Source organism: Campylobacter aviculae (assembly GCF_005406215.1).
GTDB lineage: Bacteria > Campylobacterota > Campylobacteria > Campylobacterales > Campylobacteraceae > Campylobacter_D > Campylobacter_D aviculae.
This window is the reverse complement of the sequence record NZ_NXMA01000001.1, coordinates 147,438-161,657: the sequence shown is the minus strand read 5'-3', so window position 1 is coordinate 161,657 and position 14,220 is coordinate 147,438. Positions and strand designations below refer to the sequence as shown.

At 31.4% G+C, this 14,220-nt stretch carries 15 protein-coding genes; 10 read left to right on the top strand and 5 right to left on the bottom strand.

Annotation, left to right across the window (positions count from 1 at the left end):
• The 10 genes from CQA76_RS00760 to CQA76_RS00715 all read left to right on the top strand — a co-directional run bounded on the left by CQA76_RS00760 (nt 1) and on the right by CQA76_RS00715 (nt 9,464).
• Nucleotides 1–1,011 carry a methionine ABC transporter ATP-binding protein gene (locus CQA76_RS00760; RefSeq protein WP_137621551.1) on the top strand — a complete coding sequence of 337 codons (1,011 nt, stop codon included), beginning with the start codon at nt 1–3 and terminating at the stop codon, nt 1,009–1,011.
• A complete protein-coding gene (locus CQA76_RS00755; RefSeq protein WP_137621550.1) occupies nt 1,008–1,928 on the top strand; it encodes a methionine ABC transporter permease in 921 nt (306 codons plus the stop codon). The genes CQA76_RS00760 and CQA76_RS00755 overlap by 4 nt, the downstream gene beginning before the upstream one ends.
• A 60-nt stretch (nt 1,929–1,988) precedes the next feature.
• Nucleotides 1,989–2,762, top strand: a complete 774-nt coding sequence (locus CQA76_RS00750; RefSeq protein ID WP_137621549.1) for a MetQ/NlpA family ABC transporter substrate-binding protein — start codon at nt 1,989–1,991, stop codon at nt 2,760–2,762.
• Nucleotides 2,763–2,776: 14 nt separating this feature from the next.
• Entirely contained in the window at nt 2,777–3,439 is a 663-nt protein-coding gene (flgA, locus tag CQA76_RS00745; RefSeq protein ID WP_137621548.1) for a flagellar basal body P-ring formation chaperone FlgA, read from the top strand.
• Nucleotides 3,436–3,993 (top strand): UbiX family flavin prenyltransferase, encoded by a 558-nt coding sequence (locus CQA76_RS00740; RefSeq protein WP_137621547.1) that lies wholly within the window; start codon nt 3,436–3,438, stop codon nt 3,991–3,993. The genes flgA and CQA76_RS00740 overlap by 4 nt, the downstream gene beginning before the upstream one ends.
• Nucleotides 3,994–4,055: 62 nt before the next feature.
• Complete coding sequence (gene coaD / locus CQA76_RS00735; RefSeq protein WP_137621546.1) at nt 4,056–4,532, top strand: pantetheine-phosphate adenylyltransferase; 477 nt, start codon at nt 4,056–4,058, stop codon at nt 4,530–4,532.
• Nucleotides 4,523–5,101 (top strand): dTMP kinase, encoded by a 579-nt coding sequence (tmk, locus tag CQA76_RS00730; RefSeq protein WP_137621545.1) that lies wholly within the window; start codon nt 4,523–4,525, stop codon nt 5,099–5,101. The genes coaD and tmk overlap by 10 nt, the downstream gene beginning before the upstream one ends.
• On the top strand, nt 5,098–6,324 hold the full coding sequence (gene hisS, locus CQA76_RS00725; protein WP_137621544.1) for a histidine--tRNA ligase: 1,227 nt from the start codon (nt 5,098–5,100) through the stop codon (nt 6,322–6,324). Before tmk ends, hisS begins: the two co-directional genes overlap by 4 nt.
• On the top strand, nt 6,321–8,165 hold the full coding sequence (gene speA, locus CQA76_RS00720) for a biosynthetic arginine decarboxylase (protein WP_137621543.1): 1,845 nt from the start codon (nt 6,321–6,323) through the stop codon (nt 8,163–8,165). Before hisS ends, speA begins: the two co-directional genes overlap by 4 nt.
• 129 nt (nt 8,166–8,294) lie before the next feature.
• Nucleotides 8,295–9,464: a pyridoxal phosphate-dependent aminotransferase gene (locus tag CQA76_RS00715; RefSeq protein WP_137621542.1), complete on the top strand. Its 1,170-nt coding sequence runs from the start codon at nt 8,295–8,297 to the stop codon at nt 9,462–9,464.
• A gap of 36 nt (nt 9,465–9,500) precedes the next feature.
• Here the strand turns inward: CQA76_RS00715 and CQA76_RS00710 are convergent, their stop codons facing one another.
• The 5 genes from CQA76_RS00710 to CQA76_RS00690 all read right to left on the bottom strand — a co-directional run bounded on the left by CQA76_RS00710 (nt 9,501) and on the right by CQA76_RS00690 (nt 14,168).
• Complete coding sequence (locus CQA76_RS00710; protein ID WP_137621541.1) at nt 9,501–9,854, bottom strand: cupin domain-containing protein; 354 nt, start codon at nt 9,852–9,854, stop codon at nt 9,501–9,503.
• Nucleotides 9,855–9,874: 20 nt separating this feature from the next.
• The gene (locus CQA76_RS00705; protein WP_137621540.1) at nt 9,875–10,897 is read right to left on the bottom strand and encodes an MBL fold metallo-hydrolase; all 1,023 of its coding nucleotides are present in this window, start codon (nt 10,895–10,897) and stop codon (nt 9,875–9,877) included.
• A gap of 61 nt (nt 10,898–10,958) precedes the next feature.
• Complete coding sequence (dnaK, locus tag CQA76_RS00700; RefSeq protein WP_137621539.1) at nt 10,959–12,827, bottom strand: molecular chaperone DnaK; 1,869 nt, start codon at nt 12,825–12,827, stop codon at nt 10,959–10,961.
• 22 nt (nt 12,828–12,849) lie between these two features.
• Nucleotides 12,850–13,377 carry a nucleotide exchange factor GrpE gene (gene grpE / locus CQA76_RS00695; RefSeq protein WP_137621538.1) on the bottom strand — a complete coding sequence of 176 codons (528 nt, stop codon included), beginning with the start codon at nt 13,375–13,377 and terminating at the stop codon, nt 12,850–12,852.
• Nucleotides 13,374–14,168: an HrcA family transcriptional regulator gene (locus tag CQA76_RS00690; protein ID WP_137621537.1), complete on the bottom strand. Its 795-nt coding sequence runs from the start codon at nt 14,166–14,168 to the stop codon at nt 13,374–13,376. The genes grpE and CQA76_RS00690 overlap by 4 nt, the downstream gene beginning before the upstream one ends.
• Nucleotides 14,169–14,220 lie beyond the last annotated feature (52 nt).

Sequence of the window (14,220 nt, the reverse complement as noted above, 5' to 3'; positions counted from 1 at the left end):
TTGATAAAAATAAAAAATTTAAAAAAATATTACGGAAAAGAACTTGTCATTGATGATGTTTCTTTAGAAATAAAACAGGGTGAAATTTATGCCATCGTTGGGCATAGTGGAGCTGGAAAATCAACTCTTTTAAGATGTATCAATGGACTTGAAGATTATCAAAAAGGAAGCTTGAAAGTCTTAGATGAAGAGATTAAAGATTTAAAGCAAAAAGATCCTAAAAAACTTAGAATGCTAAGAAAAGATATAGGAATGATATTTCAAAATTTTGCTCTTATGGAAAGAAAAAACATTTTTGAAAATGTCGCTATGCCACTTAGAACACATTTTTCTCAATGCAAAATTCATTCTAAAATTTTCAACAAAGAATACATGAGTGAAAAAGAAATCAATGAAAAAGTGCATTCTTTGCTTGAAATTGTAGGACTTAAACACAAATTTAACGCTTATCCAAAAGAATTAAGTGGGGGGCAAAAACAAAGAGTAGCTATTGCTAGAGCTTTAACCTTAAATCCAAAAATTCTACTCAGTGATGAAGCAACTTCGGCTTTAGATCCCAATACCACTAAAAATATTTTAGAGCTTATTAGTAAAATCAATGCTGAATTTGGAATTACCGTAGTTTTAGTAACTCATGAAATGGATGTGGTAAAAGATATAGCACAAAAGGCACTTTTACTAGAACAAGGTAAGATTATAGGAAGTGGTGCCATTGATGAGCTTTTCTTAAAGCCTAATCAAAAAATGAAAGAGTTTTTAGGTGAAAGCGATTTTTTACCTGCACATGGATTAAATATAAAATTATACTTTCCTAAAGAAGTGGTTGAAAATACAATCATTACTCATATGGCTAGAACTTTGGATATAGATTTTAATATAGTTTGGGGAAAAATAGAAAAATTAAACGGCAAAGCCTTAGGAAATTTAGTGATCAATATCGATCACAAAGATAAAGATAAAGTGCTTAACTACATAGAAAAAAACGGAGTATTGTGGGAGTTTGCATCATGAATGAAGAAAATTTCTTGAATGCTTTTTTTGATAGAATATCACAATTTATTTCTGAAATTTCTTGGAAAGATATAAAAGAAGTCGCGACAGATTCTATTCTTACTTTTCCTCAAAATTATGATCTTATCTTAAAACCCGCACTAAATGAAACCATTTATATGAGTTTAATGTCTGTATCTTTTGGTTTTATTTTGGCTATTGTACCTGGAATTTTACTTGCAACTTGGGATAAAAATGGTATCAAAGAAAATAAAATTGCTTATTCTATTTTAGATTTTATTATCAATATTTTACGTGCTTTTCCTTTTTTAATACTCATTGTAATTTTATTACCCCTTTCTAAAATCATCGTTGGAACGAGCATAGGAACTGATGCAGCGATCGTGCCTTTAGCCATAGGCGTAGCTCCTTATTTGGCTAAAACATTAGAAAGTGCCTTTAAAGAAGTAGATAAAGGGATTATAGAGGCTGCCAAAAGCTATGGTGCAAGCAATATGCAAATTATCTTTAAAGTTATTTTTGTAGAATCTTTGCCTAATATCATCAATGGCTTAACCCTAATCCTAATCTTTACTATAGGCTTTTCAGCTTTAGCCGGAACGGTTGGAGGTGGCGGACTTGGTGATATTGCTATTCGCTACGGATATGAACGATTTAATAAAGAAATCATGATACAAACAGTTGTAATTCTACTTATTTTAGTTCAAATTATACAAATTCTAGGAAATCTTTTTTATTCTTGGTCAAAAAATAATAAAACTCTAAATATCATTTTCTCTTTAATTATTCTATTTGCTATAAGTATTATATCGAACAATGAAAAAAATTACATTTTTCAGCTTATAATTTGCCTTTTTTTAATTGTATCGTTTATTTTCATATTTATAAAAAAGAAAAAATTATTTCACAACTTTTAAGCAAAATATGAATAAAAATTGGATATAAAAACAAATTATTTATCTAAAAAGGAAAAAATAATGAGAATTAGAATTTTATTGATATCAAGCTTATTAGGCTTATTTTTAAATCTAAATGCCCTAGAAACTATCAGCGTTGCTGCTACTCCCGTGCCTCACGCTGAAATATTAGAGCAAGTCAAACCCGATCTTGAAAAAGAAGGCTATAAACTCGTCATTAAAGAATTTACAGATTATGTTTTACCAAATCTAGCTGTAGATAGCGGTGAAGTTGATGCGAATTTTTTTCAGCACACTCCTTATTTGGAAGAATTTAATAAAAATAAGGGTACAAAACTTGTTAAAGTAGCTAACATTCACCTTGAACCTATGGCTGTTTATTCTAAAAAATATAAAAATTTAGACAATATCAAAGAAGGTGCTATAATAGCTATACCGAATGATCCTACTAATGAAAGTAGAGCCTTAGACATCATTGCAAGTAAAGGTTTATTAAAATTTAAAAACAATAATCTCAAAACTCCTATAGATATAACAGATAATCCAAAAAAAATAAAATTTGTAGAATTAAAAGCTGCACAATTGCCAAGATCTTTAGAAGATGTTGATTTTGCTGTTATTAATTCCAATTACGCTTTATCTGCTGATTTAAATCCTATTAAAGATAGTATATTTATGGAAGATAAAAATAGTCCTTATGCAAATATTTTGGTTGTTAAAGCTGGACATGAAAATGATCCTAAAATAAAAGCTTTAATTAAAGCTTTGCAAAGCAATAAAGTAAAACAATTTATTTTAAACAAATATAATGGATCTGTCTTACCTGCTTTCTAATAAAACAAAATATGATGAAAAATCTATTCTTTATACTTATAATTTTTATCAATTTGGCTGATGGGGCGGATTTAGAAGAAATAAAACTCGCCCTTGCAAAAGAAATAAAAAACAATTTTCCAAAAATACTAATCACTCAAATTGATTTAAAAACTACTTCCCTGCCTAAAGATTTTAACCAGTATGAATTTTTAAGAATTGCTAATGGTCGCTTTAATCAAGCTCAAGGATTTTTAAGAGCTGAATTTAAAACCCCGCAAAATATACAAAAAAATGTATTTTTTAGATATTTTATTCAGGCAAATTTAGAAGTTTTAAAAAGCAATCGTGCTATAAAAAGAGGAGACAAACTTGGTGCTTTTGACTACAAAAGCATTCTATTGGATTTTGATAAAGTTCCTGCTAATGCATTAAGCCCAGAAGATACAAATAATCTCATAGCTAAAAGCAATATCAGCAAAAATACTATTTTAAAAGAAAATATGTTCAAGACTTCAGCCTTAATCCGAAAAAATGATTCTATAATAGGAATTTTAAGTGACGGAAATGTAGATGTTTCCATAGAACTTATGGCTTTGCAAAGTGCTAATATGGGAGAAAGAATTCGTGCAAAGAACAAAGAAGGTAAAGTGATGCAAGGTATAGTCATAGGAAAAAATAGGATGATTATCCAATGAAAATTTTATTAGGAATTTCAGGATCAAGTAGTGTTTCATTGGGGTTAAAATTGCTAGAAAATTTAGAAAAAAAATGCGAGCTTTATTGTATCCTTAGCGAAGGAGCAAAATTAAGCTTTCATGCTGAAACTCAAGAAAATTTAAAAAAAATATGTGATGAAAAATTTAAAAATACCCATTTTTTATCAGATAGCGATCTAAGTGCTAGTGTAGCTAGTGGTTCTTTTGGGATAGAAAAAACGATCATTGCACCCTGCTCTATTTCCACTTTGGCAAAAATTCATGCAGGTTTAGCAGACACTCTTTTAACTCGCTGTGCTGCTGTAGCACTTAAAGAAAGAAAAAAACTCATTTTAGGCGTTAGAGAGATGCCTTTTTCTACCATCAATCTAGAACACATGGCAAAATTAAGTCAAATGGGCGTTATTATAGCTCCGCCTGTTATTGCAAGCTATTCAAAGGCTAAAAACTTAAAAGAGATGGAAAATTTTATCATCGGCAAATGGCTTGATTTATTAGAAATTTCTCACAAGCTATATCAAAGATGGAAATAAACTAAGAATTTTTACTATTTTTTAAGGCTAAATTCATTATATTTTGAATTTTTGGAGTTGCAATGACCTGTTTATATCCTGGAACTTTTGATCCTATTACAAATGGACATTTAGATGTAGTAAGACGCGCTCTTAAAATCTTTGATAAAATCATTATAGCTATTGCAAAGAGCGATCATAAAAAACCTTATTATAGTTTAGAAAAGCGTAAAAAATTAGCAGAACTTGCAATAAAAGATATTTCAAATGTAGAGATCATTACCTTTGATAATTTGCTTGTAGATTTAGCTAAAGAATTTAAGATCAATACCATCATACGCGGGCTTAGGGCTGTGAGTGATTTTGAATATGAATTACAAATTGGATATGCAAATCATGCTCTTTGGGATGAGATAGAAACGATTTATTTAATGCCGAGTTTAAAACATGCTTTTATTTCAAGCTCTATAGTGCGTTCTATAGTCACGCATGGAGGCAATGTAAGCTCTTTAGTTCCAAAGGAAATTTTACCATTTTTAAAGGATAAAACTTGTATGTAGCATTTGAAGGGATTGATTGCGTTGGTAAAAGTACGCAAATTTCACTCTTAAAAGAAATTTATAAAGAAGCTATTTTTACTTTAGAACCAGGTGGAACTGATTTAGGAAAATCTTTAAGAGATATCTTGCTTTATCAAAATTTAAATCTTAAAAAAAGAGCTGAAGTTTTACTTTTTTTAGCTGATCGCGCACAACATTACGAAGAAGTTATCCATCCAAATAAAGATAAACTTATCATCAGTGATAGAAGTTTTATATCAGGTATGGCTTATGCGGTTGATTTTGATGATGAATTGCTTTTTTCTCTAAACTCTTTCGCACTTGATCATTTTTTTCCAAAAAAAATTATATTTTTAAAAGCGGATGAAAAATTAATCAAGCAACGCTTAGGAGGAAAAAAACAAGATATTATAGAACAACGCGGAGTAGAATATTTTTTAAATGTCCAAAAAAAGCTAGAAAATATTTTATTATTTTTGCAAAATAAAATTCAAATAGAAATTTTACAGCTTGATGCAAACAAAAGTATAGAAGAATTACACGCCAAAATAAAGGAATTTTTGCAATGATTAACGCTCTTAAAGGAATGAAAGATCTAACCGATCAAAGTGCTAAATATTACAAAAAAATCATTGAAGTTTGCGAGAATGTGGCTAATAATTACGGTTTTGAATTTATCAATACGCCACATTTAGAACAAAGTGTTCTTTTTAAAAGAAGTGTGGGTGAAAGCTCTGATATTGTGGGTAAAGAAATGTATGAATTTATAGACAAAGGAGGCAATGAAGTTTGTATGCGTCCTGAAGGAACTGCTGGAGCAGTTCGTGCATATATCGAGAAGAAATTTGATAAAAATATAAGCGTTAAACGTTGGTTTTATCATGGTTCTATGTTTCGATATGAAAGGCCTCAAAAAGGACGCTTAAGAGAATTTCATCAATTTGGTGTAGAAAGTTTTGGAATAAGTAGTGTTTATGAAGATGCAAGTATTGTTTTAATGTTGGCTGAAATCTTTTCACGCCTTGATATTAAATTTAAACTCATTATTAATTCTTTAGGCTGCTCAAAATGTCTTCCACCTTACCGAGAAAAACTCATTCATTATCTTGATAATCAAGAAGGATTTTGCGAGGATTGCAAAAGACGCAAAAGCTTAAATCCTATACGCGTTTTAGATTGTAAAAATGAGCAATGTCAAAATTTGCTTCATCAAGCTCCACTTTTAGAAGAAAATTTATGTCAATGCTGTTTAGATGATTTTAATCATTTGCAAAGCATTTTAAAAGAAAATGGAATTGATTTTACTTTAGATTCTAAGCTTGTTAGAGGCTTGGATTATTATTCTAAAACAGCTTTTGAATTTATAAGTGATGAAATCGGTGCACAATCAGCCATTGCCGGTGGAGGAAGATACGATAGACTTATAGAATATTTAGGAGGAAAAAGCGGTTTTGGCATAGGTTTTGCTATGGGCATAGAAAGAATCATGGCTATTTTAGAACAAAAAGAAGAAAAATTACAAAGAGAGGGAATTTATCTTTGCTCTTTGGATGAAATTTATATTTCAAAAATTTTTAAAATTGCAACCAAACTTAGAAAAAACTACAAAGTTCTTTTAAGCTATGATGCAAAAAAACTCGCAAAACACTTAGAAAACGCTGATAAAGCCGAGGCTAAAATTTTTCTTTGCATGGGGGAAAATGAATTTAAAAACGAAAGCTTGTTTTATAAAAATTTAGAAAATAAAGATGAAAAAACTATTAAAATTTCAGATTTGGAGCAGTTTTTATGATGGATTATGGGATTAATATTTGGGGAAATGAAAATTTTATTATTAAAAATGGTAAAGTTTGTATCAATTATGAAAAAAATCCCGCTATTATTGATATCGTAAAAGATTTAAGAAATGATGGTTATAAAGGACCTTTGCTTTTAAGATTTCCACATTTAATCCAAAAGCAAATTGAAAACATTTATGGAAGTTTTAATAAAGCTCGTAAGGAATTTAATTACAAGGGCAAATTTAACGCGGTTTATCCTTTAAAAGTCAATCAATACCCTGGCTTTGTTAAAAATCTCGTTAGACTCGGAAAAAAATACAATTACGGACTCGAAGCTGGTAGTAAGGCTGAACTTCTTTTAGCTATGGCTTTTAACAATGAAAACGCTCCAATAACCGTAAATGGCTTTAAGGATAGAGAACTTATCAATATAGGTTTTATTGCAGCTGAAATGGGACACAATATCACTTTAACTATCGAAGGACTTAACGAACTTGAAGCGATCATTGATATAGCCAAGGAGCGCTTCAAACCTAAGCCAAATATAGGCTTAAGAGTGCGTTTGCATTCTGCTGGTGTTGGAATTTGGGCGAAAAGCGGAGGTATAAATTCCAAATTTGGACTCACTTCAACCGAGCTTATAGAGGCTGTTAATTTGCTTAAGAAAAATAAATTACTAGATCAATTTACCATGATACATTTTCACTTAGGATCTCAAATTACTGAAATTCATCCTTTAAAAAAAGCCTTAAATGAAGCTGGAAATATCTATACTGAACTTAGAAAAATGGGAGCTAAAAATTTAAAAGCGATCAATCTTGGTGGTGGTTTAGCTGTAGAGTACTCTCAATTTAAAAATGAAAATAGCAGGAACTATACACTTAGAGAATACGCAAATGATGTGGTATTTATCCTTAAAAATATCGCGGAGCAAAAAAGCGACTTAGAACCTGATATATTTATAGAAAGTGGTCGTTTTATCGCAGCAAATCACGCTGTTTTAATCGCTCCTGTTTTAGAACTTTTCTCTCAAGAGTATTCTGAAGATAAACTTTTACTCAAGGAAAAAAATCCAAAGCTTATCGATGAATTATACGATCTTTTTAAGAGTATAAAGCCTTCAAATGCTTTGGAGTATTTGCATGATAGTATTGATCATTTAGAAAGTATTTTAACGCTTTTTGACTTAGGATATGTGGATTTGCAAGATAGATCCAATGCTGAAATTTTAACTCATTTAAACATCAAAAAAGCCATTTTACTTTTAGGAGATAAACAAAATCCTGCTGATTTGCTTGCCATACAAGATGAAGTACAAGAAAGATATTTGGTCAATTTTTCACTTTTTCAAAGCCTGCCTGATTTTTGGGGACTAGAACAAAATTTTCCTATCATGCCGCTTGATCATTTGGATAAAGAGCCAACAAGAAGTGCGAGTATTTGGGATATCACTTGCGATAGTGATGGGGAAATTTCATACTCTAAAGACAAACCTTTATTTTTGCATGATATTGATGTAGAAAAGGAAAATTATTTCTTAGGGTTTTTTCTTGTGGGGGCTTATCAAGAAGTGCTTGGAATGAAACACAATCTTTTCACCCATCCTACTGAAGCGATCATTAGTGTTAATGAAAAAGGCTATGAAATCGAAGGGATTATAGAAGCTCAATCCATACTCGATACGCTTGAGGATCTTGATTATGATATCCATGAAATTATGGATATACTCAACGAAAGAATCAGCAATTCAAAATTAGTCAATGAAAAGCAAAAAAAACATATCTTAGGGGAGCTTTACTTGTTTTTAAATGATAATGGATATTTGAAAAGCATCGACGTAAAAGGAAGTTAAAAATTTTTATTTTTCTTCAATTATTACCATTTTTCACGCTTCCTTATTTTTCGATCGATTTTTATTGCTTTTTATCTCAAAGTGTATAATTTTTAGATAAAATAAACAAAAATGTTAAAAGGAAAATCAATGTTAGCCCAAAGATCTCAAGTTTTAGAAGAATCTATTACTTTTGCCATTGCTTCACTTGCTGATGAGTTAAAAGCTAAAGGTGAAGATGTGATCAGTTTTTCAACAGGAGAACCTGATTTTGACACTCCTAAGATCATAAAAGACGCTGCTATTGCCGCTATAGAAAAGGGTTGTGGAAAATATACTGCAGTCGCTGGTATAAAGCAAACTTTAAAAGCCATACAAACTAAATTAAAAAAAGATAATGGTTTAGATTATGAAATTAACGAAATTATTACAAACGTTGGTGCTAAACATTCCCTTTTTCAATGTATAGAATGCTTAGTTGAAAAAGATGATGAAGTTATTATCCCTGCTCCTTATTGGGTTAGTTATCCAGAAATGGTTAAATTTGCAGAAGGAAAGCCTATATTTATCGAAGGCTTAGAGCAAAATGGCTTTAAGATTACAGCCGAGCAATTTCAAAAAGCCATCACACCTAAAACAAAGGTTTTAATGCTCAATTCTCCATCAAATCCTATAGGTTCAATCTATAGCAAAGAAGAACTTTTAGCTATTGCTGAAGTTTTAAAAAATACAAATATTATGGTTTTAAGTGATGAAATGTATGAAAAACTTCGTTATGATGATACTAAATTTACAGCGTTTGCAAGTCTAAATGAAGATACCTTAAAACGCACAGTAACCATCAATGGGCTTAGCAAATGCGGTGCTATGCCTGGTTGGAGATTTGGCTATATGGCCAGTAAAAATAAAGCTTTAGTTTCCGCTGTTAAAAGATTACAAGGACAAAGCACTTCTAATATCTGCTCTATCACTCAATATGCTGCCATTCCTGCGCTTAATGGAGAATGCGATCAAGATATAGAAACTATGCGTCAAGCCTTTGAAAAGCGTCGCAATGTGGCCTTGGATATCTTAGAAAAGATCCCAAATATCAGTTTTTATAAGCCAGAAGGTGCTTTTTATTTTTTTATCAATATCCAAAAAATCGAAAAAGATTCTATGAAATTTTGCAAAAAATTACTCGAACAAGAAAAAGTAGCAGTCGTTCCAGGAATTGGCTTTGGTATGGATGGATATTTTAGAATTTCTTATGCCACAAGTGAAGATTTGATCAAAAAAGGCTTAGAAAGAATAGCCAAATTCATCAAAAATTATAACTAAGCAAATTTATTGCAAATTTGACAGAAATTTATTTTGTTAAATTTGCACTTTAGGTTTTTTAAGAATAGCATTTATCCTTTGGATATTATCTGATTTACTCAAACTAAGTCTTATTATAGAATCTTCCAATCCGCCTAAAGAATGAGGGATATTAGCCTCTAGACTGATCATATCTAAAGTATTTAATTCCAATTTTTGCCCTTGTACCTCAAACCAAATTTTGCCGCTTAAAACTTGAACATGTATTGCAAATGGGGCTTTATGTTCTCTCATAATACTATCTTTAGCAAGTAAAATTTGTATTTCTTTACTTCTTTCATCATCGATTAAAACATTGATTTTAACTTCCTTTGAAAGAAAATTTGTCGTATTCCATTGAGTTATTTTCATAATATTTCCTTGTCTTTAATTTATCTCCACCAAAAATCCTGCTTAAATTCATCGCCTATTTTATAACCCTCGCCCATTTTAGGCGTTATAAGGTCGATATCGAGATTTTTATACAAAAATTCTACGACCTCATTCCAAGCATGAGTTCCCGCTAAAAATCTTCCCCAATGTATAGGCATTAAAGCCTTTGCATTGAGATCTTTTGCTTCTTGCAAAATTTGATCCGGAAAAGAATGCGAAAAAGGCCAAGCTTTGTTAAATTGACCACTTTCAAAGCAAACAAGATCAAATTCTTTAAAATATTCTCCGATTTTTTTAAAATGCGTAAAATATCCACCATCACCGCTAAAAAATACTTTTTTACCCACGCTTTTAAATTCTATCACAAAAGACGCCCAAAGGGTTTTATTTTTACCATCTCCACGGCTAGAGCTATGCTGTGAAGGTGTTGCGATGATGTTTAAGTCATCAAATTCTATCCCATCCCACCAATCAAGCTCTATGATCTTTTTTTCACTCACTCCATAACTTTTAAGATAATTTCCCACTTTTAAAGGTGTAATGAAAAATTTCGCTCTATGCTTTAAAGCTTTTACGCTTTTTGCGTCCAAATGATCAAAATGAGAATGCGTGATAATCACTGCAAAAATTTCGCCAAAATCATCCGCACTATAAACAGGAGCATTTTTAAAAGCACGGTTGATGAAAGAAAAAGGCGAAGCGTGAGTGTTGAAAATCGGATCGATTAAGATTTTATATTTTTTAAAACTTACAAAAAGCGAAGAATGGCCCAACCAAGTAATATGTGGGGCGTCAAAATCGCTTAAGTTAGGCTTATAAAAAGGAAGTTTAAAAGGGGCAATGGCATTTTTAGGGTAAAGGTAATAATATTTTAAAACCTCTTTAAAAGGAACTTTAAAATTCTTATAGCTTTCTTCATTTTCATTGAGAAATATTTCGTATTTCTTGCCTTGTGCTCTTTTGGCTTTTAGTCTTTTGCCATCGCAAAGATTAAAAATTTTAAAAATATCAGACAAATTTATTTATCCTTTAGAATTTTAAAGCCAAGCTAAAAATAGCTTGGCATGAAGATAAAAGAAAGAATTATTCTACTTCAGCGTCGATAACATCGTCGTCTTTTTTCTTTTTATCGTTAGCTTGTGCGTCGTCTTTTTTATACATATTTTCAGCTAATTTGTGAGAAACTTCGCTTAAAGCTTTCATTTTGCTTTCGATTTCTTCTTTGCTTGAATTTTCATTTTTCAAAGTCTCTCTTAACTCATCTAAAGCTTTTTGTATTTTTGCTTTTTCATCTTCTGGAACTTTTTCCCCAAGCTCACTTAAAGATTTTTCAACTTGATGTGCTAAGCTATCGGCTGCATTTCTTGCATCTACAGCTTCTTTGCGTTTTTTGTCTTCTTCTTTGTGAAGTTCTGCATCTTTTACCATTTTATCGATTTCTTCTTCACTCAAGCCACTTGAACCTGTGATTTTGATTTCTTGCGCTTTGCCTGTTGCTTTATCTTTAGCAGAAACGGTTAAAATACCATTTGCATCGATATCAAAAGTCACCTCAATTTGTGGCATACCGCGTGGTGCTGGTGGAATTCCTTCAAGATTGAAATTTCCTAAAGATTTATTGTCACGGCTGAATTCTCTTTCACCTTGTAAAACATTGATGGTTACAGCACTTTGATTGTCTTCTGCGGTTGAGAAAATTTGCTCTTTTTTAGTTGGAATGGTTGTGCCTTTTTCTATAATCTTAGTCATCACACCGCCTAGAGTTTCGATACCCAAAGAAAGTGGAGTCACGTCAAGTAAAAGCACGTCTTTAACATCACCTTTTATAACCGCACCTTGGATCGCTGCACCAATAGCCACAACTTCATCAGGATTTACAGATTTGTTAAGATCTTTTCCAAAAGCTTTTTTAACTTCTTCTTGTACTAAAGGAACGCGAGTAGATCCCCCTACCATAACGATTTCTTTAATTTCATCTTTTTTAAGCCCTGCATCATCAACCACTTCATTGATTTTAGTGATGGTTTCAGCCACTAAACTTTCAATCATACTTTCAAATTTAGCTCTAGTGATGGTTTTTGTTAAGTGTTTTGGGCCACTTGCATCCGCTGTGATAAATGGCAAGTTGATGTTAGTTTCATTAGCTGAGCTAAGTTCTTTTTTGGCGTTTTCAGCCGCTTCTTTTAAACGTTGTAAAGCCATTACATCATTTTTAAGATCGATTCCTGTTTCATTTTTAAATTCACTTGCAAGAAAATCGATTAATTTGTTATCAAAATCATCCCCACCTAAGAAAGCATTACCGCCAGTTGATAAAACTTCCACTACGTTATCGCCTGTTTCAAGCACAGTAACGTCAAATGTACCACCACCTAGATCATAAACAACGATTTTTTCACTATCTTTTTTATCAAGTCCATACGCTAAAGCTGCTGCTGTTGGCTCATTGATAATCCTTAAAACGTTAAGTCCTGCAATGGTTCCAGCTTCTTTAGTTGCCTTTCTTTGCGCGTCGTTAAAATAAGCAGGAACAGTAATAACCGCATCCACTACAGTTTCACCCAAAAAAGCTTCCGCATCTTCTTTTAATTTCATCAAAACTTTCGCTGAAATTTCTTGTGGAGTATAAATTTTTCCTGCAATCTCGATCGCACAAGCTCCATTTCTTTCAGTGATGTGGTAAGGAAGTCTGCTTTTAGCTTCTTTAGCTGCTTCTTCATTGATCATCAAACCCATAATTCTTTTTATAGAATATATAGTTTTTTCAGGATTAGTCACAGCTTGACGCTTTGCACTATCTCCAACTAAAATTTCACCCTTATCTGTAAAAGCAACCACTGAAGGAGTTGTGTTTTTACCTTCTTTATTTGGGATTACTTTACTTTCGCCACGTTCATAAACAGAAACGCAAGAATTGGTTGTTCCTAAATCTATACCTATAACTTTACTCATTTTTTATCCTTTCAATTATAATTTATTTTGCTACACTTACCTTTGTTGGACGTATCACGCGATCGTTAATTTTATATCCTTTTTGTAAAACCTGCACGATACCTCCGCTTTCATGATCCGCACTATCTACATGAAACATCGCTTCGTGTAAATTAGGATCAAAATCTTTTAATTCCTCTATGGTTTTGATACCATTTTTTTCAAGTTTTTTAACAAACAAATCTAAAGTATTTTGCACTCCTTCTTTGATTTTTAAACTGATTTCATCACTTGCTTCAACGTTTAAAGCCGCCTCTAAAGCGTCTAAAACATCAAGCAAATCTTTCGCAAAGCTTTCATTGGCATAAAGCATTGCAGTGATTTTTTCTTTTTCCATTCTTTTTTTGATATTTTCAAATTCAGCGTTTGCACGCATATATCTATCTTTTAATTCATCGAATTCTTTTTGCAATTTATCCTGTTCATTTTCTTCATTGCATGTATTTTCTTCTTGCACATTTTCGCAATCTTGTGAATTTTCGTTTTCGACTTCTTGCTTTTGTTCGCTCACGCTGCCTCCTTTATTTGTTTTAATATTTTTTTATAATCCGTATAAACACTACCCGCTAAGATAATATTTACATCTTCGCCCAAAAATTGCCCATCTACTTTAAGCCCCATAAAACCTTCTTTAAACAAAGGTTCAAATTCTAAGCTGTCCTTAAAATAATGATGCACACCGCAATCTAAGAGCTTAACAAATTCATCGTTTTGATAAATTTGGTAAGCTCTTTCTTCGTTGCTTCTGTAATAAACTAAATTTTGTCTTAAACAAGTGATCTTTTCTACAAGCTCGATGAAAGAAACTTTCAAGGCTATATTTTCTATGCTAAAAAGATCAAAACCGATTAAGGTTTTTAAAAATTCCCAAGCCTCTTTGGTGTATTTTAATACAAGTTCTTCTTCTTTAAAATCCAAAACTATAAATTTAGCATTGAGATTAAAAATTTCTTTTAAGATTAAATTTCTGCCTCCATAAATCAAGCAATAAATTTCAAATTCCTTGCTTAGTTCTTTTAAAAAATCTTCATTTGTTATATTTATCACGCTTTCATTTTGACTCTCTTTCCAAAAACTCTGCCAATAATTTTGCATCGTTAAAACAGTTGGAATTCTACCACTGCTTATATGAAGTTGAGTGATCAATCCTTCATCACTCAATCTTTTCAAATAAACACGTATAGTCGATGCTGGAATGCATAAATTTAAATTAAGCTCACTAGAACCTATAGGAACATTATCTAATAAATAAGTTTCGATAATAGAATCTAAAATCAAACCTTTTTTATCGTGATTTTTCATGACTTCCTTTCTTTAAATTAGCACTCTCTTTTTTAATTGCTAAATGTATTAT